21 protein-coding genes are annotated in these 24,670 nt (G+C 39.0%); 10 read left to right on the top strand and 11 right to left on the bottom strand.

The features are described from left to right. Nucleotides 1–460 precede the first annotated feature (460 nt). Nucleotides 461–1,240 (bottom strand): Cof-type HAD-IIB family hydrolase, encoded by a 780-nt coding sequence (locus J7E81_RS05225; RefSeq protein WP_215041045.1) that lies wholly within the window; start codon nt 1,238–1,240, stop codon nt 461–463. Between the two features lie 282 nt (nt 1,241–1,522). Continuing rightward, complete coding sequence (locus J7E81_RS05220; protein WP_215041044.1) at nt 1,523–2,323, bottom strand: helix-turn-helix domain-containing protein; 801 nt, start codon at nt 2,321–2,323, stop codon at nt 1,523–1,525. Between the two features lie 231 nt (nt 2,324–2,554). On the opposite strand from J7E81_RS05220, the gene J7E81_RS05215 reads away from it, so the two are divergent. The 6 genes from J7E81_RS05215 (at nt 2,555) to J7E81_RS05190 (ending at nt 7,485) form a co-directional block, all read left to right on the top strand. Then, on the top strand, nt 2,555–3,715 hold the full coding sequence (locus J7E81_RS05215) for a Gfo/Idh/MocA family protein (RefSeq protein WP_215041043.1): 1,161 nt from the start codon (nt 2,555–2,557) through the stop codon (nt 3,713–3,715). Nucleotides 3,716–3,742: 27 nt separating this feature from the next. Continuing rightward, entirely contained in the window at nt 3,743–4,480 is a 738-nt protein-coding gene (locus J7E81_RS05210) for a ThuA domain-containing protein (protein ID WP_215041042.1), read from the top strand. A gap of 28 nt (nt 4,481–4,508) precedes the next feature. Continuing rightward, nucleotides 4,509–5,600 carry a Gfo/Idh/MocA family protein gene (locus J7E81_RS05205; RefSeq protein WP_215041041.1) on the top strand — a complete coding sequence of 364 codons (1,092 nt, stop codon included), beginning with the start codon at nt 4,509–4,511 and terminating at the stop codon, nt 5,598–5,600. 178 nt (nt 5,601–5,778) lie between these two features. Further along, nucleotides 5,779–5,925: a hypothetical protein gene (locus tag J7E81_RS05200; protein WP_215041040.1), complete on the top strand. Its 147-nt coding sequence runs from the start codon at nt 5,779–5,781 to the stop codon at nt 5,923–5,925. A gap of 312 nt (nt 5,926–6,237) precedes the next feature. Continuing rightward, a complete protein-coding gene (locus J7E81_RS05195; RefSeq protein ID WP_215041039.1) occupies nt 6,238–6,624 on the top strand; it encodes a hypothetical protein in 387 nt (128 codons plus the stop codon). Nucleotides 6,625–6,732: 108 nt separating this feature from the next. Beyond that, nucleotides 6,733–7,485: a VC0807 family protein gene (locus J7E81_RS05190; protein WP_308162141.1), complete on the top strand. Its 753-nt coding sequence runs from the start codon at nt 6,733–6,735 to the stop codon at nt 7,483–7,485. Nucleotides 7,486–7,557: 72 nt separating this feature from the next. Here the strand turns inward: J7E81_RS05190 and J7E81_RS05185 are convergent, their stop codons facing one another. After that, nucleotides 7,558–8,457, bottom strand: a complete 900-nt coding sequence (locus J7E81_RS05185) for a diacylglycerol/lipid kinase family protein (RefSeq protein WP_215041037.1) — start codon at nt 8,455–8,457, stop codon at nt 7,558–7,560. Nucleotides 8,458–8,618: 161 nt separating this feature from the next. On the opposite strand from J7E81_RS05185, the gene J7E81_RS05180 reads away from it, so the two are divergent. Both J7E81_RS05180 and J7E81_RS05175 read left to right on the top strand, forming a co-directional pair. After that, nucleotides 8,619–8,837 (top strand): hypothetical protein, encoded by a 219-nt coding sequence (locus J7E81_RS05180; RefSeq protein ID WP_215041036.1) that lies wholly within the window; start codon nt 8,619–8,621, stop codon nt 8,835–8,837. 39 nt (nt 8,838–8,876) lie between these two features. Beyond that, nucleotides 8,877–9,146 carry a DUF2188 domain-containing protein gene (locus tag J7E81_RS05175; protein WP_215041035.1) on the top strand — a complete coding sequence of 90 codons (270 nt, stop codon included), beginning with the start codon at nt 8,877–8,879 and terminating at the stop codon, nt 9,144–9,146. 87 nt (nt 9,147–9,233) lie between these two features. On the opposite strand, the gene J7E81_RS05170 is transcribed toward J7E81_RS05175, so the two are convergent. After that, on the bottom strand, nt 9,234–10,895 hold the full coding sequence (locus tag J7E81_RS05170) for an ABC1 kinase family protein (RefSeq protein WP_215041034.1): 1,662 nt from the start codon (nt 10,893–10,895) through the stop codon (nt 9,234–9,236). Between the two features lie 23 nt (nt 10,896–10,918). Continuing rightward, nucleotides 10,919–11,248 carry a phasin family protein gene (locus J7E81_RS05165; protein WP_215041033.1) on the bottom strand — a complete coding sequence of 110 codons (330 nt, stop codon included), beginning with the start codon at nt 11,246–11,248 and terminating at the stop codon, nt 10,919–10,921. Between the two features lie 127 nt (nt 11,249–11,375). Here J7E81_RS05165 and J7E81_RS05160 point away from each other — a divergent pair, with 127 nt between their 5' ends. Continuing rightward, nucleotides 11,376–11,678, top strand: a complete 303-nt coding sequence (locus J7E81_RS05160) for a hypothetical protein (RefSeq protein WP_215041032.1) — start codon at nt 11,376–11,378, stop codon at nt 11,676–11,678. 576 nt (nt 11,679–12,254) lie between these two features. Next, nucleotides 12,255–12,587, top strand: coding sequence for a glutathione S-transferase family protein (locus J7E81_RS05155; protein WP_215041031.1), 333 nt, complete (start codon nt 12,255–12,257; stop codon nt 12,585–12,587). 116 nt (nt 12,588–12,703) lie between these two features. On the opposite strand, the gene J7E81_RS05150 is transcribed toward J7E81_RS05155, so the two are convergent. From J7E81_RS05150 to J7E81_RS05125, 6 genes are all read right to left on the bottom strand, one after another. Beyond that, on the bottom strand, nt 12,704–17,170 hold the full coding sequence (locus tag J7E81_RS05150) for a coiled-coil domain-containing protein (protein ID WP_215041030.1): 4,467 nt from the start codon (nt 17,168–17,170) through the stop codon (nt 12,704–12,706). Next, the gene (locus J7E81_RS05145) at nt 17,148–17,894 is read right to left on the bottom strand and encodes a DUF6063 family protein (protein WP_215041029.1); all 747 of its coding nucleotides are present in this window, start codon (nt 17,892–17,894) and stop codon (nt 17,148–17,150) included. Before J7E81_RS05145 ends, J7E81_RS05150 begins: the two co-directional genes overlap by 23 nt. Then, nucleotides 17,894–19,405, bottom strand: a complete 1,512-nt coding sequence (locus J7E81_RS05140; RefSeq protein WP_251028431.1) for a hypothetical protein — start codon at nt 19,403–19,405, stop codon at nt 17,894–17,896. The genes J7E81_RS05145 and J7E81_RS05140 overlap by 1 nt, the downstream gene beginning before the upstream one ends. Next, nucleotides 19,396–20,469 carry a Wadjet anti-phage system protein JetD domain-containing protein gene (locus J7E81_RS05135; RefSeq protein WP_215041027.1) on the bottom strand — a complete coding sequence of 358 codons (1,074 nt, stop codon included), beginning with the start codon at nt 20,467–20,469 and terminating at the stop codon, nt 19,396–19,398. Before J7E81_RS05135 ends, J7E81_RS05140 begins: the two co-directional genes overlap by 10 nt. 173 nt (nt 20,470–20,642) lie before the next feature. After that, a complete protein-coding gene (locus J7E81_RS05130) occupies nt 20,643–22,013 on the bottom strand; it encodes a glycoside-pentoside-hexuronide (GPH):cation symporter (RefSeq protein WP_251028430.1) in 1,371 nt (456 codons plus the stop codon). 5 nt (nt 22,014–22,018) lie between these two features. Continuing rightward, nucleotides 22,019–24,421, bottom strand: coding sequence for a hypothetical protein (locus tag J7E81_RS05125; RefSeq protein ID WP_215041026.1), 2,403 nt, complete (start codon nt 24,419–24,421; stop codon nt 22,019–22,021). Nucleotides 24,422–24,670: the final 249 nt, after the last annotated feature.

Raw genomic sequence — 24,670 nt, 5'->3', positions numbered from 1 at the left:
TCTTATCTGCTGTAGCTCTTGGCTGCTTTCTCCTTAAGGGGTTATGAACCCCTCTTATCTGCCGTAGCTCATAGCTACTTTACCCTTCGGGGGTTATGAACCCCTCTTATCCGCTGTAGCTCCAGGCTGCTTTCTCCTTCGGGGGTTATGAACCCCTTTTATCTGTCGTAGCTCTTGGCTGCTTTCTCCTTCGGGGGTTATGAACCCCTCTTATCTGCCGTAGCTCTTGATTGCTTTCTCCTTCAGGGGTTATGAACCCCTCTTATCTGCTGTAGCTATATGCTGCTTTCTCCTTCAGGGGTTATGAACCCCTTTTATCTGTCGTAGCTCTTGGCTGCTTTCTCCTTCGGGGGTTATGAACCCGGTATTTACCAAGTTCATGCCTAGCCTTTAGTGGATCTTACCGGTATTTTTACAAAAAAACAAACCGAAAACTCTACATTTCCGGTTTGTTTTCTACTTATAAAAGACCTACCATTTGAAGACCATGGCGAATTCCATCTTCTTCAACAGATTTTGTTACATATTTCGCTGCAGACTTTACTATTTCTTCGGCATTTCCCATTGCTACACTATTTTTAACTGTTGAGAGCATTTCCATATCATTGAGCCCATCCCCAAAGGCATAGTGCCGTTCTGATGGAATACCTAGACTTTCAACGATCTTCTTGATACCTTGAGCCTTTGATCCTCCCCTTGGGAGTACATCAACTGAAACAGGATGCCATCTTACAAAATCAAAATCATGAAAATCCTGCTCATATTGTTTTTCTTCCCCTTCTGGACAAAAAAGAAGCGTTTGAAACAGCTCGCGCCCTTTGTAATAAAGCGGATCATGCGTAGGAAAACGGCTGATTTTTAACGTTGCGATACTCTCAGTAATATACGCATGCTCTGGGACATTAGCTCTCATATCCTCGTGATCCATAAAAACGACAGGGTGATTATTATGTAAAGCCACTTCTGTTAACTTTTCAAGAGAAGTGATGTTTAATGGATTTCGATATAATTCTTCCCCTTTTAATACAACGTATTGCCCGTTATAACTTACATAGGTGTTAATATCTAATTCTTTTCGTAAATCCTCGAACATAAAAGGAGCCCGACCAGTGGCAATCGCTACTTCATGTCCAAGTTCCTTTAATTTAAAAATGGATTCTTTCGTTGAGAGAGGCAGTTTTTTATCATGGTTAAGCAAAGTTCCATCAATATCAAAAAAAATAATGCTTTGATTCGTCATTTTTGTTTCCAACTTTCGATGTTTAATCTAGTTTTCTTTTTAATCACTACCTGAAAAGGTTTGTCTCCATTCTAATATTTTCTGTTACCCTTTTTCAAATCCTAGATACATTTACTATTGTTTACCCTGCACTATAAAAAAATAACTATCTCGGTATACCTGCCTTTTACCCCATAAGAAGTCCTCCTTCGCTTATTGTGATTCTCCCAGCAAAAGAGGCTTAAATTTAGCCAATAAGGTCCCACCTCGTTGTGATATAGCCTATTGATTGAAATCCTTTGATCAAGTGTGGACAGGGTGCAAATCAAGATACATCAAAGGTATATTTTCACGGTATTCTTTGGGTGTACATAACGTTTTCTTAACAAAGTTCCGATTGAATGAACGAATGTTTTCATACCCACAAAGATAAGCAATTTCAGTTATATTTTTTTCAGTTGTTCTTAGTAGATGACAAGCATAGCTAATCCTAGTTCCATTTAGAAAATCGGCAAAAGACGTTTTAACATTGGCATTAAAATATTTCGATAAATAATTATAACTATACCCAAGGGTAACTGCGATACTGTGTAACGAAATCGCTTCAGTAAAGTGTTCTTGAATATAGGTTAGCAGGGTATGGAGCAGCTCTGAGTCATTTTTTTCTGCTTTAATGAATGTGGTTTGTGCCATTAATTCTGATAATAATAAATAGAGACTTCCCTTTTGTGCTAGTAAATTTGTGTCATTTTTAAAGAGGGTCCTGGAAATAAGCTTTTCTGCCTCTGAAGAAAGGACGAAAATTGGATTTTCAAGAGAACGATTTTCGATCATCCTTTGAAAGGTTGGAATATAATCTGGAGAAAAAATACATATTTTAGCCCTCGCCTGTGATTTTGTCACGATGGAATGAATTTCATTGGGCAATATTAATAAGTATTGTCCAGTATGTAACTGACAACTTCTCTGTTCAATTATGACTTCCATATCTCCCTCAACGACAAATATCAATTCATAACAACGATGGAGGTGGCTTGGAAAGTTTAAATTGATAACCTCATAGTTTGCAATCAAATCAAAATGGTGCGGTTCATAGATTAACATTTAGACTGACCCTTTCAAAAAGGATAAATTTTGTCTAGGATTATATAAGTTTTATCTTGTTGTGTCAAACGTAGAAATGATACATTTACCAATAGTAGAAACGCATTTCTTGTAGTTTAGGTATCCTCTTCTTTAGAGACAACCTTTAAACTTCTTCTAGTTTCAATTATCAAGTGTTCGACACTAGAATCCAAGAGTTCTTTTTTTAAATCTATAAAAAAGGAGATTATTATGGAAAAACTTAGAATTGGCATGGTCGGCTATAAATTTATGGGTAAAGCCCACAGCCATGCTTACCGGGACCTTCCCCTATTCTTTCCGAACACTGTTCATCCTGAAATGAAGGTCATTTGCGGCCGTGATGAAAACGCTGTAGCTGCTGCTGCCAAGCAATTCGGCTGGCAGGAATATTCAACAGACTGGAAGAGCCTCTTAGAAAGAGACGATATTGACTTAATCGATATTAATGCACCGAGTGATGTACATAAAGAAATCACGATTGCTGCGGCACAGGCAGGCAAGCATGTTTTTTGCGAAAAACCGTTAGCGCTTACATTAAAAGATTCTAGAGAAATGCTTGAAGTGGTTGAGGCTGCTGGGGTTAAACATATGGTTGGATTCAACTACCGCTTTGCCCCTGCTGTTATGCTGGCGAAAAAGCTGCTGGATGAAGGCAAATTAGGTAAAATCTATCATTTCCGCGCCTGGTTCTTACAGGATTGGCTCATTGATCCCAATTTCCCGCTAGCTTGGAGACTTCAAAAGGAAATTGCAGGATCAGGTTCCCACGGTGACCTTGGGGCTCATCTGATTGACTTGGCCCACTACCTAATTGGTGATATGACAGAAGTTATTGGCATGAACGATACCTTTATTAAAGAACGGCCCATTCCCTCTCAGATGACCGGCTTATCAGCAAAAGGCAGCGATAGTGGTGAAAAAGGTGAAGTGACGGTCGATGATGCTACCCTTTTCTTGGCTCGCTTTGCTAACGGAGCATTAGGCAGCTTTGAAGCGACACGTTTTGCTGCAGGCCATCGCTGTACGAATTCTTTTGAAATTAACGGCAGTAAAGGCAGCGTCATCTTCGACTTTGAGCGCATGAATGAACTCCAAGTTTATTTCACGGATGACAGAGATGACGTACAAGGCTTCCGTCGCGTTTTAGCCACTGACCCTTCTCACGCTTTCTCCGAAGCATGGTGGCCGCCAGGACATACAATCGGCTATGAGCATACGTTTATTCACGAAGTAGTGGAACTTATGGAGTCTTTCCGTGAAGATCGTGAGCCAGTTCCCAACTTCCGTGACGGTGTAAAGTGCCAAGAAGTTTTGGAAGCAGTGGATTTATCGATTGGGAAACGGCAATGGATACGGATTTCTGACGTTTAATTAAACCTATAAAGGAGTGCTTTTACCATGAAAAAAAGTGCATTGATCGTGTGGGGCGGATGGGATGGGCATCAGCCTGAACAAGTTGCAGACATTTTTAAAGGAATCCTTGAGGAGGAAAATTTCCAAGTTGAGGTATCCAATTCGCTTGACACGTATGCAGATAAAGAAAAGTTGAAATCAGTGGATTTAATCATTCCCCACTGGACGATGGGTGAAATTGAAAGAAAGTATGTACTCAATATCTCTGAAGCAGTCGCAGCCGGTGTCGGCTTAGCCGGATGTCACGGTGGAATGTGTGACTCGTTCCGTAAAAATGTCGACTGGCAATTTATCACCGGCGGCAATTGGGTTGCTCATCCAGGGAATGATGGGGTGGAATACACCGTAAACATCAAGCATTCCTCCAGTCCACTACTAGAAGGGATTCCCGATTTTAAAGTCGCAAGCGAGCAATATTACCTTCATTATGATCCGGCCGTGGAAGTGTTAGCCACTACCCGCTTCCCTGTATATCATGGCCCGCATTCTGCCAATAAAGCCGTAGATATGCCCGTTGTCTGGACCAAACGCTGGGGCCTTGGAAATGTGTTCTATAGTTCATTAGGCCATCAGGCCAATATCGTTGCGATGCCGGAAGTTTCTCTTATTATGCGCCGAGGATTTTTATGGGCTGCTGAGGGAAAGAAACGGGCTGAAGAATTCGATGTAGATTCTATTTATGGAAATGTACGTACCTATACAGGTATGGGAGACAGTCAATAACAACAGACAAAATCTAGGAGGATTTATTTTGAAAAAACTAAAAGTTGGCATCATCGGCTGTGGAAATATTAGTTCGATCTACATGGAAAATTGTCCGAAGTTCCCCCACCTCGAACTGGTTGCCTGTGCAGATTTAGATGTGCAGCGGGCTCAATCTCAAGCAGAGAAATACGCTATTCCGACCGCTTGTTCTGTAGAAGAACTACTGTCTAACCCAGAGATTGAACTAGTGATTAATTTAACCATTCCTAAAGCACATGCCTCCGTTTGCATCCAGGCACTTGAAGCAGGAAAACATGTTTATACTGAAAAACCACTGGCTGTAACACGCGAGGAAGGCAGACAAATTTTAGAAACAGCGAAGAAGCGAAATCTCCTTGTTGGCAGTGCACCTGACACCTTCCTAGGTGCTGGTATTCAAACGGCCATTCATTTAATTGAACAAGGTGAAATTGGTGTCCCGATTGGCGCCTCTGCCTTTATGATTTGCCGCGGGCACGAACATTGGCATCCAGACCCTGCCTTCTATTATGACTTGGGCGGCGGACCAATGTTTGATATGGGCCCTTACTACTTAACAGCTTTGGTGGCTCTGTTAGGACCCATTAAAAGGATTTCTGGTTTCACTCGGATTAGTTATCCTGAAAGAACAGTGCTTAGCCAGCCAAAGGCAGGTACCAAAATCGAAGTATCCACTCCTACTCATATTTCAGGTGTCATTGATTTTGCATCGGGAGTAATTGGAAACATTACTACCAGTTTTGATGCGTTTGGCGGTACAACCCTTCCTCCAATCGAAATTTACGGAAGTGAAGGAACAATACTTGTTCCAGATCCAAACACGTTCGGTGGTCCTGTCAAAGTAAGAAAACGTGACGAAAATGAATTTAAAGAGGTTCCACTTGCTTACGGATACGCCCAAAACAGTCGCGGACTTGGTGTTGCCGATATGGCTAAAGCCATCCTCGAAGGTGGTCAATATCGAGCCAATGGAGAGTTAGCGTATCATGTTTTAGAAGCGATGCATGGCTTCCATGATTCCTCTGATAGTGGTAACCACTATCTAATGCAAAGTACATGTGAGCGTCCTGAATCCGTTTCTTTTGAATTACAGAAATAAATAAGATTTCAATTCCATAGTTGAATTTACAAGGGCAGTCCCTTTTTAGGGGATGGCCCTTTTTTGTTGAATTATTTTTAATCCTCACTCTTTAACAATCTTATTGAGGTAATCCACTGATTGTATGTTTCTAGTTATCTTTACAGATAATATGAAAGTTATTCAGGAGGTGAGAAAAGTGAAAACAAAGGATGATTTTCTAGAAGGTGCGAAAGTAACACAGGATAATCAAATCTATGGAACGCCTAATAGTAAGAGTAAAAATGGAACTGGCGATTCACCAAACGATAATGTAGGTAAGAATAATTCAGAACACAACCGTTAGACTTAAAGCCAGCTTATGATCCGGTAAGCTTGATAAACTAAGTACCGGGGCTATAATCCAGCCGACTGAAATATGAACTGTCCTCCTCATTGTTAAACACATTCAAACCAATGAGGAGGGCAGTTTTTTATGATTATATACAATAATTATGTCATAACGTTTGTCATTTGAACTTAAAATGATAGTACTTCTAGTTGTTTTTGGATTTTGGCGTATATTAGATTAACTAAATTTAATTTTAAAACCACTTTAAAAATTTTAGATAAAATGTGATAAGATGAAATCAATTAGAGAAAAAGGGTGGAAAGAAAGATGCGAAGTCTAATTGGCAGGGCAGACATCAATAAGTACATAAACAGATTAATAGATATAGTAGAAAGCATGGGAGGAACTGTCCGTTTCTCACACGAAAATCGGGTGAGCTTTAAGCCGGATTTAACGGTAACGGTCCCACCGATTGCAGAGCAAGAAAACCTCTATGCCCTAGCACATGAGACTGGGCATCTCATCGACTACATCGAAGGAAACTTAGACTACGACCAGTGGATTTCGAACCGTCCCTATCGTATTAACGCCGAAATGAAGGCATGGGTCAATGCATATCAGCTTTTAAAAGACATAGACGCGCCGTTGGACGAGTGGGAGCTGCATGTACAAAAGAAGTTATTTACGTATTTTCAATTTGAAGAGGTATCATGATCCAAACGACACCAGTTCCTGGTCATTTCGTCATCAATGGATAACCCAATCTAAGAATCGGGTTTATGCTTGGTCTTTTTATGGAGATTGGTCCATATATTGAATTGAATGACTCCGGAAAGTATGGTGAAATATTTGAGACCAACCTTAATGCTGATTTTAGATTTTGTACTATTTTTTATATTCCCTTTGGTATTCTGGGAGCTTTTTCGGGATATGGCAGGAGACTATCCCACCATGATTATCTCCACACTGCCGGGAATTCTTTATAGTTTGTACCGATTCAATGATTCAGGAAAACTTAATTATACGGGAATATGTGTCATCCTGAATTTAGTTGCAGGCATATTGGTGGATTTACTATCTGGATCCGCTTTGCAGCTGTTATGGAATAATGTTTTTTACTCAGCCTCCTTATTAGTAATATATTCTGTCAGCATGGCAGCAAGGAAGCCCCTTTATCTATACTTTACATTGGATCTAATGGCGTTAAGGGGGTATGACAGAAAAACAACAAAAGAGTTGCTTTTTGAAAAGAAAACATTTAAGCTTTTTCAACTGATCACGTTAATATACTGTGTGAATGAACTGATTTATATAGTGTGTTTATCAAGATGGATCATGAAATACGGTGTAGAGGCATACCGCTTTGATATCTTATTGGATAAGTCCCTTAACATCATGTTGTCAGGTGCGTCTGTGGTTGTCTTCTTCTTTATCCATCAGGCAGTAAACGAAATAACGCCGCTTAAAAAAATTACTTTAACGAAGCCGAGAAGAAAATTGATTTCTCTTACATCTTACTGGACTTCCTTTCATTTTGAACGGACTTACTTTTATTTTAGTACTCATAAACGGTAGCGGGAGTATTTTAATTTTAATTAACGTTTGGGATATGAATTAGCGTCTTTTTTTTCCATACAAGACTCTCGTTTACCATTTTCCACTCGGAGTTACCATTTGTAAATGATGTTTGAGCACGGTAATATGACTCGGCGTTTTGGTATACACTTCCCCGTCCATATCTGCATCCATGTCCTCTTCTGTATAAATGGTAATTGATTTCCCAGAATAATGGTCCATTTCCTGGCTTAATTCATTATCTTGAATCGTAATATCTGTCGTAAAAAGCTCTCTCAACAACGTTAAGTTTGTATGTTTAATGATAAAGACATCTGCGAGTCCATCATGATAACTAACCGCTTTAAAAGGCAGCCTTTTGGTTCCAATGTAATTCCCATTGGCTGCAATGATTAAGAGCGCCTCTCCTTCCATTTTCTCCCCATCAATATCTAGCACATATTTAAATTGATCCATCTTATTCATTGTCCTGATTGCACTGAGCATATAACCTACTTTCCCAAAATGGTTCTTTTCGGTTGGTCTAATATTATTGGAAGTTTCTGCGATTAATCCCGTCCCCCAAAAGTTTAAACAGTACTGTTCATCCACTTTGAGAACATCCACTGGCATGCTTTCACATGAGATAATTTGCTTCGCAGCTAGGGCGATATCCTGTTCAATTAATAAGCTCCTTGAAAAATCATTACACGTGCCAGCAGGTAATATACCAATCATAGGGCGATGATCCAGGTTTGATAGTCCATTAATACATTCATGGACAGTACCATCTCCACCAAGGATAATGACCAAATCAACATCTGGTCCATGCAACTGACAAAGCTCCTTTGCATGGCCGCTTCTTTGCGTTTGGACAATCATTAAATTTGAAATACTGGATAATAGAATCGGAACAGAGACAGCGAGTGCCTGTTTCATATCCTTTTGGCCGGCATTTCCATTATAAATTAATAATGCTCGTTCGAAACGCATATTAACCACTTCCTCATTATCATCTTCTTACTTATATACCCATTCATCTGCTATTCATCACTCTTTCAATTAATCTAAGATTCTTGGAAAGAGATGATAAAAAACCGTTTATTTAATTACCAATAGGGTAAAAAATAGACAAAAGAAAAAGGAGTGAGTGGATGGGAATTAAAAAGAACAGCGAAAGTTACAAAACAATTAAAATGGATCACCCGGAACAATATGAAACAACTAACGAAAGCTTATTTGATAAATTTGAAAGTGAAAGAACAGTAGATCCAATCCCGATGGAAGACCTAAATGAAGAAAAACAAGAGGAAAAGCACAAACGTGATAGCAAGAATACTTCCTCTAGTGAAAAAAAGTATGGTGGCCTGTAATCTTTTCAACAAGAGAATTTATAATGGGAGGTAGTACCGATGGCAAATAAAACAAATAACCATATTGACCGCGATCAATATTTTAAAGATCGCGCCGGGACCGATGAGGCAAGGTTCCATGTAGTTCCACATGACGAGGAAGGCTGGGCCGTGAAGATTGAGGGCAAAGAGGAGCCAGCCAGCACAACTGATTCAAAAAGTGAAGCTGTAAAAGAAGCCAAAAGGATGGCAGAAGAAGCGAAAACGATGGTCTACATTCATGATGATGATGGTAAAATTGAAGAACAGCTTAATTACATGGAATCGTAACCATGACCCGGGAAGTGAACCTTCCCGGGCATTTTAATGTATTCTTAAACAGGATCAATCAACGATCAACTATCATGTAGAAAAAAGTTAGAAGCGGCCTGTTTTAATAATGGAATAAATAATCCACAAAAACATTAAAAAGGCAATAACAAAGCCAACTTCGACTGCATGTATGCTGGTGAGAATCGTGTTGGTTCCGAAAGTAGCCCCTACTATTAATCCTAATACGACAATACTAAAAGCAAGTAGTGTTAAACTAAACGAGAATTTGTTACTTAAGCGGTCAATTTTAGCAAAAATATCTTCTAGCTCATGGACACTAATTTTTACTTTTAAGTCACCTTCCGAAGTTTTCTGGAGAACTTCCTCGAGCTGTCCAGGAATTTTTGTAAAGCTTTCCGTCATGTCCTCTGCATCTTTTAAAAGTCTCTTGCCAAATTTAACAGGATTATAGCGTTCCATCAATAATTGTTGACCATAAGGCTTGGCGAGTTCAAGCAGGTTTAAAGACGGATCTATATCCTTAATAATTCCTTCCAACGTTATTAACGTTTTTCCCAGCATCATGAAATCAGTTGGGATATAAATCTGATGATTGTGTGCAGTCGAGAAAAGTTCATTGATCGTCAAACCAAAATTCAATTCACCTAGAGGAGTATGGCTGAATTTTTTTCTAATTCTGTCAATGTCATCGTAAAATTGCTTATCATCAACGGATGATGGGACATAGGTAAGTTTGTACATGGCCTTCACGATTAAATCCGTATCCTCGTTCATAAGACCAATCATCAAGGTGGTCACATCATATCTTTTTCTCGAGGACAACCTTCCGACCTGGCCTAAATCTATAAACCCGAGCTGCTTCGTATCAGGAATGTATAGAATGTTACCGGGATGCGGATCTCCGTGAAAAAAACCTTCCCTTAAAATTTGCGTAATAAACGATTCGATCAACAAATCAGCTATCTGTCTTTTTTCCTGCTGAGTTAGGTCAAGCTGCTGTATCTCGGTTATTTTTATTCCGTCTATCCGTTCCATCGTAAGTATTTCGGCTGTCGTGTAATCCCAATAAATTTCAGGGACTTTTATTCCGGAATGGCTTTCAAATTGAAGCTGAATCGTTTCCGTATTCCGGCCTTCCTCCATGTAATCCAGTTCATTTTTGATTGATTCTGCCAGCTCGTCCATCAAATCAGTTACATGGTAATGTTCGGCCCAATCGTAGTGGGTTTCCATCATCTTTGCTATATCCTTTAATATTCCAAGGTCAGCATAAACCGTTTCTTTTATGTTAGGCCGTTGTATCTTTACCATTACCTTCTGTCCGGTCGGCAGGACCGCTTCATGAACTTGGCCAATAGAAGCAGATCCGACCGGTGTTTCATCAAAGCGAGTGAAGACTTCCTCCACCGTCCGTCCGAATTCGAGCTGAATTTTCTCCTTAATTTCTTTAATTGATACCTGATTCACGTTATCCTGAAGAAGTTCCAATTCAGAAATGACTTCTACGGGAAACAGGTCACTTCGAATACTAAGGAGCTGGCCTAACTTAATAAAAGTTGGACCAAGCTCCTCTAATAAATGGCGTAAGCGCTGCCCCATTTCCTGTGAGTTTCCCTGTTTAATATCTGCTATGACTCGGTCTTTCATAGAAAGGGTATCGGTTAAACCAATCTCCTGGACTATGTAACCAAATCCATGTTTGACCAACAGGGAAACAATTTCTCTATATCGGTTTAAACGTCTCATTCCATTCGTCCCCATCCTGCCACCTATTTCTGTTCTTCGTTTGTTTGATTATTTTTCAATTCGGCGATTTCTTGTTGAAGCAGTAATAGCTGGGATTGGATGTTATCGATTTCCTCCCGGGGCACGAAACCCAGATCCTTTAGTTGAGACTGTACCATTTCACGGTATTGTTGATTCCAGCTCTCGCTTTTTTCTTCACCACGCTTCAAAAAATCTGAGACTAAAGAATTTGCTTCAGATTGGCTTACGATCCCCTTTTCAATCATACCTTTCACCAAATCATCAAGTTTTTCTTTGCCATACAGTGCAGCCCCAAGCCCTAAAAGGAATCCATTTTTAAATAGGTCTTTCATTTATCTATTCCTCCTTAAATTTACTATTTACTATTCCATACCCTTAAATGGAGGAGCTGTATCACTACATAGCGATTTGTTTTTTATTTAAGCGCCATATTATACTAATTACGAGGGGTGATTATGTTTGATAAATAGAGTAAAAGAGAAATTGGAAACTGCTTTAGAAGATTGGGAACTAATGAAGAAAGCCTCAGAGGATGAAAGCGAAGAATGTGCAGAAAGGTTTGAGCGGCATTTTTATGAGTTTATTGACGAATTAAAGAATTGGTACCAGCATTTAAAACAACCTCCCTCTACGATCGAGGAAGCAGAAAATCTTATGGAAATAAAGGAATTAATGGATCGATTACCTGCACCGCTAGAACTTAACTTTCTTACAGAACTTGAGCTCATTATAGACGGAGAAGACCAAGTCCGCTATGATTAAAAATTGTCCCTGAGAAAAAGACAGGCCAATGTCCCAGGGGGAGAAATCTACCACATAGTCAATAAACAGAACTTGAAATTCGTGTATTTGATGTTGGTTCTCTCCATAAGGAAGTCCCCTCCAAAGACAGATTTGTTGGCTTTCTTTTATCTGTTTATGGAGGGGACTATTTTATTTTACCTTGTCCTCAATCTATTTTTTCTTATTTTTTTGGTTTGATTTATTAGAATTGTTATTCTTGTTATTTTTGTTATTGCTATTCTTTGAAGCCGAAGAATTTTTTTTATTGTTGTTTGATTTTTTTGCCATAATCATCACCTCTACTTTCTGGGAATGGATGGTACAAGTTGCTTATTATAAACTATTCATAATCTCTAAATAGGACATCAAAAAAGTGAGCCGTTGGCCGCCTTTTTTTGTCCCACGATACGAGTTTCAATTGAAAAATCGAGATGGGAAAATTAACTGCTTTTTGTATTGCGAAGAGGACATCAGGTCGATACTAGTAGCGGAGAAAAAAGGGAAGCAGCTCAAAAAAACAAACAAAGGTGATATTTTGGTGGAGGAGAAAAAACAATGACTAAATCAGAGGTAGTTAATTTATTAATACTAATCGAATCTGTTTATTCCAACTTCGTATTCAAGGACGAGACGGTTCAGCAATGGTTCCAATTCTGTTCTGAAATGGATGTTGAAAAAGTGATGGCGAAACTGAAAAACCACATTCGAAAAAGTCCTTATCCTCCAACGATTGCGGACATTGCGGTATTCCCCTTTGAAGAAAACGATTTTCCAGCGCCCCTACAGAAATGGATGAAGACAGGACCTGAAAGAATGGAATACAACCAAACAAAACAAATCACAATTCCCCATTGGCTAACCGAATATTCAACAAGAAAATCTATTTGAAACAGAGGGTATCCCTAAAGCAATTTGGCTGGTTGCTAGTTCCATAGAATGGGTTAAAAAGGAAAGAAACTCTCCATTTAGAAGAGTTTCTTTCTTACACAATATTTAGAACTGTTTCATTTTACCTGCGCTCCTTCCGTTCCCTGATAAATTCGAAATGCTGGAACAATTCTGTCTGAAACAATTTCTTTTCCTTTTTCGCGAATAAAGTCCAATTTATAATAGGCATCAAATCTTTGACTAATTTCCGTTTTCACCAGTTCAGGCGGCGTGACGACAATGAATTGGAACTTCAATTTTTCGGCAACTGCGAAGATCGGGTCCAGAACATGCGCGGATGCAGCTTGTCCAAACGGATTATCACACACTAACGGAACCCAGCTTTGGTCGGTCTCACTTTTAACGGATAATAACATCATCATCATGACCATTCGAGCCGATAACTTTTGTCCGCCGCTGCCATCGGATTTCGTCCTAGAACCCTGATTAATCGTCTGCCAGGTTGAATAATGCCCCCTTTGCGGTTTTCCGTACATAAAGGCATTATCCGTCCGCATATTATAAACAAGCAGCTCAGGATATCGATTCCGCAATGAGACAAATAAGATTTGCTCATCACTAATCAGCTGCTTTATTTCTTGGTCCAAGGCTTGGTTACCATCATCAATCACATCAAATTGTTTCGTTATTTTATTAATCGCTGTAACAAAATGCTGCTTCAATAATGACTCGATATCTTCAGCTTTTCTCGGTAAGATATCTTCTTTGAGCTGGACGAGCGGAAAGGACCCTCGTTCATTCTTCAGCTTCATTTTCGCAACCATCGAACGAATGGCCTCTGAAATACTCATCACTTTCATGCTGGCCCGGCTTGCCCAGAAGTTTTGAGCATTTTCTGCCCGTTCTTTATCTCGTTCTAATTGCTCCAATCCACTTTGTGAAAAACGCTTCATGTTTTTCACGATGTTTTGGATATGTGAATAATGCCTTGTATCCATATGATCGAGTGTGGTGAGGACTTCATTTTTAAAGCGTATCTCCCAATCTTTCCCCTCAATCGTAAGCTTTAAGTTACGCAAGGATTGTTCGATTTTCGCGTGCTTTTCTTGGCCTTCGTTCTGAATCGCTTGATGGTCTTCACACCAGGATAGGATCCCTGCTTTTCCTTGGCTGTTAATTCTTTCGACATCATCGTCTGTAAAGGCTGCCGCTTCCTCCTTTAAAATAACGGATAAGGTTAATAAATCCCCTTCATAACCCGTAATTTTCGTTTCTGTTTCTTTTTGGCGTTTCTCCGCCTTCTTTACTTCGTCTTTCGTGATCTTTGTTTGGTCTTTAATTTCAACTTCCTTAATCTCTAAGGCGAGGTCTTCCCATTCTTCAGGCTGTTTCTCATGTTTTTCGATTTTCTTTCCTGACTTGCCGCGTTGCTCGGTCGCAAGTTTTAAGGAGGTTTCTGCTACAGTTACAGCCGTACCTTGTTCCCGTTCCTCTTTTTCCGCTGCCTTCGCTTCCTTTTGTGCGGTTTGCAGCATATTTTCTAATATACTAATGGGTTCCTCTGGTTCTGGAGCCTGATTCCATTCCTTATTTTGCGAATCGAGTTTCTTCTCTAATTTCTTTTGCTGCTTTTGTTCGGTTTCTTTTCTAGCTTGGATCACAAGCAATTCTCTCGCCTGTTCCTCTTTTGATTTTTGGAGCTGTTTTAACTCATGCTTTCCATTGATCTCTTCTAATAAATGTGGGGATAAACTCGGAACCTCTTCACTAAGATCCGCTTTTTCATCCGCAGGAAAAGCTGCCTCTTCTATAAAGAAGCTTATTTCTTTAATAGCTTGTTCGGTTGTAAGCTTCCATTCTAGATACGTTTGACTCCACTTATTTTGCAGGTCAAGAATGTCTTGATGCTCTTTGACAATTTCTTGCTGCTTCGAACCTAAGGCATCCTTTTGTTTCTCTTTCTCTAGTCTCACCCGTTTATTTTCTTGATATAGTGTCTTTTCTTGGTCAAACAGCTCTAATGTCTCAATATTTTTTGAAAACTTCCCTATTTTTCGCTTCGTTGTTTCAAGCTTTTCTTTGAGCTGAAGCTGTAATTCTCTTTCTTTATCTTCCCTGGTGGTGATTTCCTGTAGGTTCGCTTTCTTTGAAAGAAGGGCGTTCTGTTCTTGTTGGAGTGCTCTTTCGATATCACTCAATAACTCGCCTGATAAAAAACGATCTATTTCTTTTAAAATACGACGGTACAAGGCTTCAGTTTTTTCAATTTCAACAAGAGTATCTTTCTTTTCCTCTATTTGTTTAGCAATCTTTATTTTCCAGTTGGTAAATAGATTCTTATCGGTTAATAGCTCTCGCTCAGTACCATTGATAATCACAAAGGATGGCTGCTGATTTTCGCGGTTCATTTCCTCACGCAAGAAAATCGGAACAGGACTTTTAAACAACCTGCCGGAAAGGACCTGTTGATTAATCTTTTGCCATTGATGCTGGCTGACAACCAAACCGTATGGAAGAAGCGGATAGTTCAAAAGGCAGGTTGTCATTTCCTCCGTACTTAATGATTGCAGAAACTGAGTTCCATAAAAGACATCAATGCCCGTCTTCTCGTCGATCCATTCCTTTAATTCTTTTACATCTTTGTTGGCAATCCAGAAATGCTCATCATTTAAGGAATGGTCGAGTTGGGTTTCCCAAAGATCTTTCTTAATTTGTTCCCCTTGTTCACCGTTATCTACGAGCATTTCTTCAATCCGGATGACATACTTCGAAAGAAGAGAATGAGTAAACGGCGCGGTGACATCATCTAATAAACCATGCAGCTTATCTAGCAGTTTCGTTTCTTTTTGCTTTTGCGCTTCATTGGCAGCCTTTAACTCTTCACATTTTTCTTCTGAAAATTGAATGGATTGGACCAGTGTCCCATGTGATGTGGCTAGTTGATTTTGCCTTTCACTAGATTCCTTCTCTTTTGCTTGCAGCTCCTCTAAGGTAACCCTTTTGTCTTCCGTTTGTTTTTGAAGGTTTTCAATCAGTCCCTTTAAATCATAGGTTAAGCGGTCACCAAATTCTTTCACCAATGCCGCTTCCTTCGACTCAAAGTTATGTATATCCGTATAAAGATAATCAATTTCCGTACTAAGCTTGGCAATGTCTTTTGTCTTTTGATTATCCTGTCTCGACAGCTCTTTTCCTTTTTTAGTTAAGTACTTTTGAAATCCCGCATATTGTTTAACTGCTTCTTGAACGGAGAGATAGGCATGTTCCCATTGCGCACTTGCTTCTTTTTTGATTTCATTCATTCTTTGATTCACTTGCTCTAAACCGCTATTTTGTTCCAATTTCTCGATTTGCTGTGAAAGCGATCGGATGCTCTGTTCGTTTTCAAACCACTCTTTCAATAAAAGTTGAAACGAGTATTGATCTTTTCGATCCTGCTTTTCTTTCACAACCTCTTGCAACGAAGTATGCTTGGTCCGTTCTTCGGCTAATTTCTTTTCCCAATCCATCACTTCTCTGTGCGCTTTTGCATACTCTAAGTTGTCTTTTTGAAAACGTAAATCTGCCTGCCTTACGATTAATTTTTCAAGCTCTTTTTCTAAAGTAACTAGTGCTTCCTCTTCCGTTTGTTTCAAATGCTCTAAAGCCCCAAGCAGCTGTCTGCCTGCCTTGATACTTTCCTGAACAATTTCTTTATGTTCTATGCCTTTAGCAAGGTGCTCTTCAAATGGAACAATGTCCTCTAAAAACTCTTTATGGGCTTGCTCTCTTTTTAGCAGAACAGGCAGGTCCTTCGCGATACTGGCCTGGCTTTTAAAGATCTCCACAAGATCGTTCTTTTGATGTTCGGTTCGATGTAAGACTTGGCTGACGGTCGGAATAATTCTTTTTTGGAACAAGGAAAAATCATCCTCAGCTCCTTCAAAGTATTTCCCTACGCCCCCTTCATCCTTGTTGATGTCCTTCATAATATCCCAATCTTTACGGTTAATTCCGTATGTATCAAGGATGCGATAGTGCTTCTTCGTATCTCGGTAAACGTCATATCCATTCCATTTTAAATAATCCTTCAAGCTTTCGGTTTCAGCTACTTCATCATTTTCAAAGAGTGGAATATGCTCAAGTGCTGCCTCTTCTTTCCGGTCAAATTCTCTTGTATAAAAGGTAATATTAGGAAGGATCTTGGCTTCTTGTTCTAGTGTTTTACTTTCATTTCCACTTTCTTCACTCATCGAAATCCGCTGTTCAGCTGAGAAAATTCCTCCTGTGACCAGATGCCTGCGGTCAGCTCCGTCCAATTCCCATTGAATCAGAACATGAAAGGTATAGGGAATAAATTGTTCTTTATTATTAAAAAAGAACTGCTGATAATAACGGTTGTTTTGTTTCCCCCACGAAGTTCCAGGTTTCAATATCTGAAAAATCGTTTGCAGGAACACACCTTTCCCGCCGCCATTCATCATCGCAATGAGGCCGTTTGTCGAAGTCTCCTCATTATGGAAATTAAAAGTGGTATCTTTGTATTGCTTTTGCATGCCATCATACTTGAGGCCAACAATTCTAATTCTGTGGATTTTCGGCATGCTGATCCTCCTCTGAAGTCATTAACTGTTTAAATAATTCATAACGGTTATAATCGTGATATAAGTATTCAATCCGCTCAAAAAGCTCTTGTTTGGGAATTGCCTTTGGTATATCGTCGCGGTCAAGGATGACAATTAACCCTTCCGTCTCTAATAAACGCATCGCGCCGGCAATTAACCCAATTCTGGTTCGTCGATTGCCTTTTTTAACACCATAATCGTCCGTGTCGACCTCCATGTATTTCCAGGTAGTCACCACTTCTTTCATATCAATTCGTTCTTCTTCTCCAAAGGAAGGTTTTGTTTTAAGGATGCTATCCCAATTCATAATAAGATCGTTCACTTGCCGCTCTAACGCGTAGTAGCTGATGCCTTCCCGCTTGGTGCGAATTTTTGCCGCCTGGTTACGGTCGATGGCTGCCAAAAACGCCATCATAACAACACTCATCAGATTGAAGTGTTTCTTCGTTTCAACTTGCCGATGCTTTTCTTTCAAATGAGTAAAATTCGTCGCAAAGACAGATCCAGTCGGCTGAACCACCAATTGGATGCGCTTCGGTGATTCAATGATATAGGTACCTGATTCGTCCGCTAATAAAAGAACGGTCTGTCTCACTTCCGGATGAAAATAAGCCTGGAAGTGTTCACTATTCTCATCGATTACTTTTTCTTTTAATAGAGTAAAATAGACGGCCGACGCCTGTTTAATCGTTTCTGCGTTCATTACTTCTCCTCCTGTACACATATTTTAAAAGGAGTGATTTTCATTCTGTACCAGGTGAAAGGCTCCGCTCGATGATCAAAGGATGTATATATCTTTGAGCCTTCAAATACTTGAAATTGCGGATACTCCATCATTAGTTTATAAAGAAGAATTTCCCTCTCATCGCTTAAGGTGTCTTCTTTTCGATGCAGCACCTGAACCTTCAGCGGCTTTTTATCAAACATCATCCATAAATCAATTGTTTCAGATTCTTCAAACCATAATTCCTGCACTTCTAAAGGCAGTTCTTCAAGATCAGCTAACGAAAACTCTCCGGAAGTTTGTAGAAATTGAAAAACATAGCTCCAGGCCTTAATAACAGAGTCCCAGTTCGTTACCCGCTGACGAGTAATGTTTTCTTCCACCTCATCTTCGATTACAACGTCCGTCGTTTGAGTTTCGTTAAATTCTTGTTCGCCCCAAATCCACTCAAGCGGCAAAATAAACTCATTATGCGGTGAAAATAAAGGGGAAAGCACTCGTTCTAATTCGTTAAAATCTTGAACACCTTCCTTCATGAACCAATTTTCATAAAAATGTTCACGAAATGTTACCAGACTGCTTTCCCAGAACAAGGAAGGGTTTTCCGCTTTCAATTTCATCTCATAAGAGATATTTTGAATCACTAATTTAGCAAAACGATCATGCAATTGCCTGGTATGACCAATTTTTTCTTGAAGAAGAACGAGTTCCTTCTGAATATAATCATCCTCTTCGTTCCTTCGTTTTGTTTTTTCGATCATACTAGTGATCGTACGGAAGTGGTTTTTTTCTTCATCAAATTGCTTTTCAATTTCCACACGATTGTCAGCCCGCTGCCATTCTTCTTCCATCAATAAGATTTTGGGATTGTTAATCATTTCCTTCTGAAAGGTAAATTCATTGGCCATCAGGCGGTTTACTCGTGAAATGAGGTGATCGAGGTTTCGCGTAGCTTTGCGGAAATTACCGTTTTTAATCAGCTGCATACTATAGAGCTGCTCAATGGTGATGGAGAACTCCTCTGCCATTTCCCTGCTCATAAAAATCATTTCTTGCGCAACATCCGTCAATTTATACACAATCGATCCGCCCATCTCTAGATTGGTATACAATTCATCCATTGCGACATAGCGGAAAGTCTGTGTTTCCCAGGATTGTTTGATTTCATCATAATAGAAGGCCTCAAACGGTTTACTATACTCCTCTTTTCCCTGATATAAAAGCCCGCTTGTAATCCGTTCGATCTGCTTATCGTCTGCGAGTAACCTCATTTGCTTAATCGAATCTTGCACCATATACTTGATATCCGCTTTCCGTCTATGATCATCATCATTTAATTCTCTATAAAAGATGGTGAGGAGCACTTGCATGAGGATGGTTTGGATATACGGTTTCAGCTCCCCTACTTCCATTCCCCTCCCAAGCTCAAACAGTGGATTCAGCCGCTGCAGCCGCTTGCCAAATCCTTCCCATGATTCGTTCACTTCCATCTCCTCCATGATTCGATCGTTAACACTTCTTGAGCGATCCGTTTATTGTCCTGCCATAATTGCTTTAATATGGCTTGTTCTTCGTCAGTAAACCATTGAAAAAATCGATCGCGGTATTGGGTGTTTTGTGTTTGGCCTGCTTTCTGGTCATTCCTTTGATTGAGACATTCAAGCATTTTGCGGTAAATTTTCAAGGCCGGCTGGATACAGCAATCAGGATATTTTTCAATCAGACGAATGAGAATCCCGTATCCTGCAGCATCAAGATCTCCTGCGTAATAGAAAAGATAAGGCTTAGGTGGAAACATCCGAAAGAAAAAGGAAAAGCTCCGTTCAATCTTCGTCCCTTCCCCATAAATAATCAGTTCAGGCTCATAATCCAGTTCATTTGCTTCCAATAATTTAATGGAAGTATGAAAGAAAGATAGATTCTCAACAATCAAGACCCGCTGAATATCTTTGAGTTCCGTACCCTGCTTGATCCAAAATACAAAAGGCTCCCCGTAGTTCACTATTTTAAGCTGCTCTTCTGATACTCCGATTCTAGCCAAAAAGCCTTTGCCATCAGGAAAACTATCTCCATCTAGTAAAAATTTTTCATGGCCAAAGAGCTCAAGGCTTCTTTCTTCGACGGATACAATTTCCCGTTCCTGACTGGACTTTAGAAAAGTATATAGATTTTGGATTCGACTCCATTCCTCTTCCGTTTGCCATTCGGGATGCCGTTCATAATAGGAAAAATCAAATTGATCACTTAATTTCATCATCTCAAGACGATCCCATTTGGAGACCAGAACTTTTATATTAACCCAGTAATATAATGGAAGAGCAGGTAATCTGCCGTTATATTGGTTATTTTGAATAGGAATAAGCTGGCCTTCGGCTTGCAATGTTTCTATGGCATGATAAAACAACGAATAGCCGTCCATTTCAAAGTAATCCTTCAATAGCTTCCGCAACTGAATTTCTAAATCGTTTATATTGATCTTCTTCTTTTGTTTAGGGTGTTGAATATCTCCAATAAAACCTCTCACCCTTGTTTCAATAACATCGATTGTCCTCACCTACTTAAATCTTAAATCTCCTACTAGTCATAAATAGATTTCCATACCTATTTTGGCCATCCTTATATTATAAACTAGTTGCTTTATGGTTGGTAAATGAAATTTTCTTAACATAATAATAGATAAAAAGAACAGGGACCGTCCCCTGTTCCAAAAAGAACCGAGAACCGTCCCTATAATAACTCTTTGCGCATATTTGCTTCATTTTTTTCATATTTAATGTAATTCATCATGATAATCGCTCCAACAATAAAGAAGATCGCCGGCAACCAGGTAAAGCAAAATTTAATCGCAGCTAATGATGTAGCCGATTGAGTTACATTTGCTGCATATCCTGCTTTTTCCATAATGATAGAAGGGATAAAACTGCCTAATCCAGATCCTAATTTGATACAGAATGAGCTGCCGATGGCAGTTAAGAAGCCGCTCGCACGAATACCTGTTTTCCATTCTCCATAATCGACAGTATCAGATAACATGGCAAATGGTAATGTAACAGCAATACCTGTTCCTAGCGACGCTACTACCCATCCAATAATTACCATTGAAGCATTACTTCCCGCAAAAGCAATAATGATTTGACCAATTGCTGCAATTGAAAATCCAATAATTTGGGTATGCGTTTTCAAGAATCTCTTAACAATAAATGGGAGTATTGTGATTGATACCATTTGAAACACGACAAGCCCGTTTAAGATAGATGCTAAGTTTTTATTACCGAGATTATATTCTGAATAATAAATAACTGTTGAAGTTCTAGCTGTATTACCTAACCAATAGAAGATAAAAGCAAGAACCAAAGTAATCCAAGGCCAATTCCCCTTCACTGCTTTAAAGCTTTGTTTAATAGGAATCGATTTAATACTTTTTGTATTGATTTCTTTCGTTCCAGCAAAAGCAAAAAGCAGTAAGGCAATCGCAATCACGGCGTAAATACCTACGGTTACTTGAAACCCAAATTGATCGTTCCCTTTACCAAAAAACGAGACAAGAGGTAAAGTGAATGAAGCTGTGATTAAATAACCAATCATCCCGCCATTACTTCTCCAAGAATTTAACCGGACACGCTCAGTAGATTTATTGGTTAAATTAGGTAAAATTGCCGTGATAGGTGTTCCAATACCTGTATAAACGACACCAGCCAGAATGTAAGTGATTAGAGCATAGGTAAACTTGGCACTAGTTGATAAATCTGGTGCTGAAAAAGCTAAAAACACCATGAGCCCAAAAGGAACGGATAACCATAGCCAATACGGGCGGTTTTTGCCCCATTTGGTTTTTGTATGGTCAATCACTAATCCCCAAATAGGTGCATCCAAAGCATCAAATATACGCGCAATCAGTAGAATTAATCCTGCTGAAGCAATCGAAATTCCAAAAACATCAGTGTAAAAATACATTATAAAACTTGTAAGTGTACAATATAATAAATTACCAGCCGTATCCGTACTTGCGTAAGCTAATACTCGTTTTAAAGGCATTTTGGAGTTATTTTCTTCCTTCATACCGATTTCCAATTTTTTTGCTGTGTTTCCCTCCATCATTCATCTCACTCCCTAGTAAGTAATTCTTCTTTTTTTAGTTTAAATTCACCATCTACTAATAAAACTTGTCGAATAGTTTCTCCATTTTTTGAAACAAAATGTAAATTTCTATCATAGAAATGATATTCAGTCGGGTAAGGAGCATTACTAGTAATTAAAAGTCCCTCTGTTGTCTTTTCGATCGAGCCATTCACAACGGAAACGGTTCCATTTTCTTCATATAGGAAGGTCTTCTGTCCAAATCCATCTAGATAAGCAACAAGTTCTTCACCCATATCCCAATCAGCCGTTTCTTCTTCTTTCGAGAATAAACGAGTAAAGATTCCACCATCTCGATAGAAAGTCGATTGGCCAAATCGGTTTCGGGATAAGTCAGGCCGATTGATATGTGGGCCGGCAATACTGTAGGTGGAAGCTGCTTCCCCAGTTGTTAGCTTTGTATCAGTGGCTTTGGCATTGGTATCATAGCAGTAAAGGATACCGATCGTCGCACGGTAGGCCGCTTTTAAGTACCTGCTATCATGTAACTCTTCATAAGCTTTCAAACATGCTGCAGCGGTAATTCCACCCCATAAGGAATGAATCATATAGGACAGTGCTTCCCACCAGCGGTCAGGGCTTTGGGCGCGGAAATCGTTTGAAAATCCAATATTCGCAAGAACTAATTCCCCATATTTTTTTGCTGACTCAAAATGATGGGTGCTTGCTAAAGCGCCTGTTGCAGGACCAAATCCAGCATTATCATAAAAATGCTCGGTTACTGCAGCTTTATAGGTTTTACTATCATTCGATACCTTTTGTGCGATTTTGGTCCATAAAGAACTGATTTCCTCATATTTTTCAGTTAGTCCACGACTTTTAAGCTCTTCCATTAATTCATCAATGTATAAGAAGAACACACCTAGCATTTCAGCTTCTTCTTTGCCTCTCGGGTTATCATGTGAATCAGGATTTACCCGTAAGGAGAACACGTCTGCCGCCCAGGATAAGTAAGTATCCGGATGGTGTAACTGTAAAATATTTTTATCAAACTGTGAAAGAAGAAAAAATACATGACCGATATATTCGAAGTCCATGCAACGGTAAAAATCACCGTATAACTTGATTGGTTTTGTAAATTCACCGTTTTGGAACCACTTTTGACGAATGTAATAGACACAGCTTGCTTCTACTTTTTGAACTTCCTTCGGATTCATAGTACCTAATAGATTATTTTTTAACACAAGACTTAATTTCCCTAAGGATTCACCCTGGTTGGATATAGGCGAGTAACTGTAAGGGGTTTCACTGTCTTCCCCATTAAATAATTTTTCACTTATATAATGAGAACGATTTTCAATCATTTTTTTAATTGGTTCCATCACATTAAGGATAACGCTATCATAATTTTGATTATTTACTTCAATGGTGATCTTATGCTCCCCAGGTGTAGGGAATATAAGTTTAGCATGATATTTATTGTTTTCATTTTTAATAGCAGTAAAGATATTTTTCTTTTTTCTATTACCAGCTGCATCCAAGTATTCGATATAGGAATCCGTCAAATCCTGATCTTTAGGTAATTCGAAAGCGAATTCATAATTCTGATTAGCAATAGCAAGTGGTTCGAAATCAAAAATAGGATGGTCATAATTTTTTTGTCCAATCAGATAAAATTCATTTTGATCTTTAAAAGGCTCTAACGCGTATTCCCATTCTTTTTCGCTTAGACCTGTTAGAATGAACCCCTTTTTTTCATATAACCAATCGGCATTTTCGAACTCCTCTGGATATCCTCCTGCTAAAATTAATTGATGAAAAAGAAGACCATCTAATGAAGGGGAAACGCTTTCGAAAAATAGATTATTATACGCACAATAAGTCCCTACTGATAACGTTTGTCCCTTTGTTTGATACATCCCCAAATGGGGTGCCTCATTACTTCTGCGAACACACGCCAACTTAGAATAGCTCTTTGAGATCGATGGAAAGATTGCAGCAGAATGGTTGGTTTGTAAGTTCAGATCATTGATACGGTACATCACATAGGAAAAAGACGACCATATTGCAAAATCTGAAATCTTCAATTTGTTTGCTGTGCTATTTTTTAGGTTGATATTCCACACCAACCGACCTTCTGATCGAGACAAATCATACTTCATGATCACTTCTATTTGTTCAAAAGCATAAGTGACTATAGCTTGTGCATCATCTTGTGATATGGTCGGCAACATATCAACACTACTTACGATTTCCCCATCTATTTTTAGAGAAAAATTTCCAAACAATTTATCATTTTCATCAAATCCACTGCCATCAAGATACGATGAGTCCATAACCCAATTCATTTGATGAGTATCTTCTTTTAATACTAGATTTGTCAAATTTCCACTCGGTGAAATTCCAATTCGGAATTGTTTATTTTCCAAAGTTTCGCCTCCCTTTCAAAGGTTTACTAAAAGACATCGGTTAATTAAATGTGTTATTAATAAGGATCTAAAGGTATAATGAAGTGAAAGCGTTACCCTTAATTCCTTCTAAATATAGCAAACTATAAAAAGAATGAAAATAAAGGATTCTACTCAATTTTTAAGATATTTCACACGGTTAAAATATTCATAAGGAAATCGAAGTTTAGAAGAAAGCATTACGAGTTGTAGCTTGAGGATGAAAGATCG

It is taken from the genome of Bacillus sp. ISL-18 (genome assembly GCF_018613415.1).
Taxonomy (GTDB): Bacteria; Bacillota; Bacilli; order Bacillales; family Cytobacillaceae; genus Neobacillus.
The sequence above is the reverse complement of the archived record's forward strand: the minus strand, read 5'-3'. Positions and strand labels throughout refer to the sequence as shown.

Bases quoted from the DNA above. Each gene is read 5' to 3' on its own strand.
- J7E81_RS05225 (WP_215041045.1), bottom strand. From the start codon at position 1,240: ATGACGAATCAAAGCATTATTTTTTTTGATATTGATGGAACTTTGCTT.
- J7E81_RS05220 (WP_215041044.1), bottom strand. From the start codon at position 2,323: ATGTTAATCTATGAACCGCACCATTTTGATTTGATTGCAAACTATGAG.
- J7E81_RS05215 (WP_215041043.1), top strand. From the start codon at position 2,555: ATGGAAAAACTTAGAATTGGCATGGTCGGCTATAAATTTATGGGTAAA.
- J7E81_RS05210 (WP_215041042.1), top strand. From the start codon at position 3,743: ATGAAAAAAAGTGCATTGATCGTGTGGGGCGGATGGGATGGGCATCAG.
- J7E81_RS05195 (WP_215041039.1), top strand. From the start codon at position 6,238: ATGCGAAGTCTAATTGGCAGGGCAGACATCAATAAGTACATAAACAGA.
- J7E81_RS05190 (WP_308162141.1), top strand. From the start codon at position 6,733: ATGACTCCGGAAAGTATGGTGAAATATTTGAGACCAACCTTAATGCTG.
- J7E81_RS05185 (WP_215041037.1), bottom strand. From the start codon at position 8,457: ATGCGTTTCGAACGAGCATTATTAATTTATAATGGAAATGCCGGCCAA.
- J7E81_RS05180 (WP_215041036.1), top strand. From the start codon at position 8,619: ATGGGAATTAAAAAGAACAGCGAAAGTTACAAAACAATTAAAATGGAT.
- J7E81_RS05175 (WP_215041035.1), top strand. From the start codon at position 8,877: ATGGCAAATAAAACAAATAACCATATTGACCGCGATCAATATTTTAAA.
- J7E81_RS05170 (WP_215041034.1), bottom strand. From the start codon at position 10,895: ATGAGACGTTTAAACCGATATAGAGAAATTGTTTCCCTGTTGGTCAAA.
- J7E81_RS05165 (WP_215041033.1), bottom strand. From the start codon at position 11,248: ATGAAAGACCTATTTAAAAATGGATTCCTTTTAGGGCTTGGGGCTGCA.
- J7E81_RS05155 (WP_215041031.1), top strand. From the start codon at position 12,255: ATGACTAAATCAGAGGTAGTTAATTTATTAATACTAATCGAATCTGTT.
- J7E81_RS05150 (WP_215041030.1), bottom strand. From the start codon at position 17,170: ATGCCGAAAATCCACAGAATTAGAATTGTTGGCCTCAAGTATGATGGC.
- J7E81_RS05145 (WP_215041029.1), bottom strand. From the start codon at position 17,894: ATGAACGCAGAAACGATTAAACAGGCGTCGGCCGTCTATTTTACTCTA.
- J7E81_RS05140 (WP_251028431.1), bottom strand. From the start codon at position 19,405: ATGGAAGTGAACGAATCATGGGAAGGATTTGGCAAGCGGCTGCAGCGG.
- J7E81_RS05130 (WP_251028430.1), bottom strand. From the start codon at position 22,013: ATGATGGAGGGAAACACAGCAAAAAAATTGGAAATCGGTATGAAGGAA.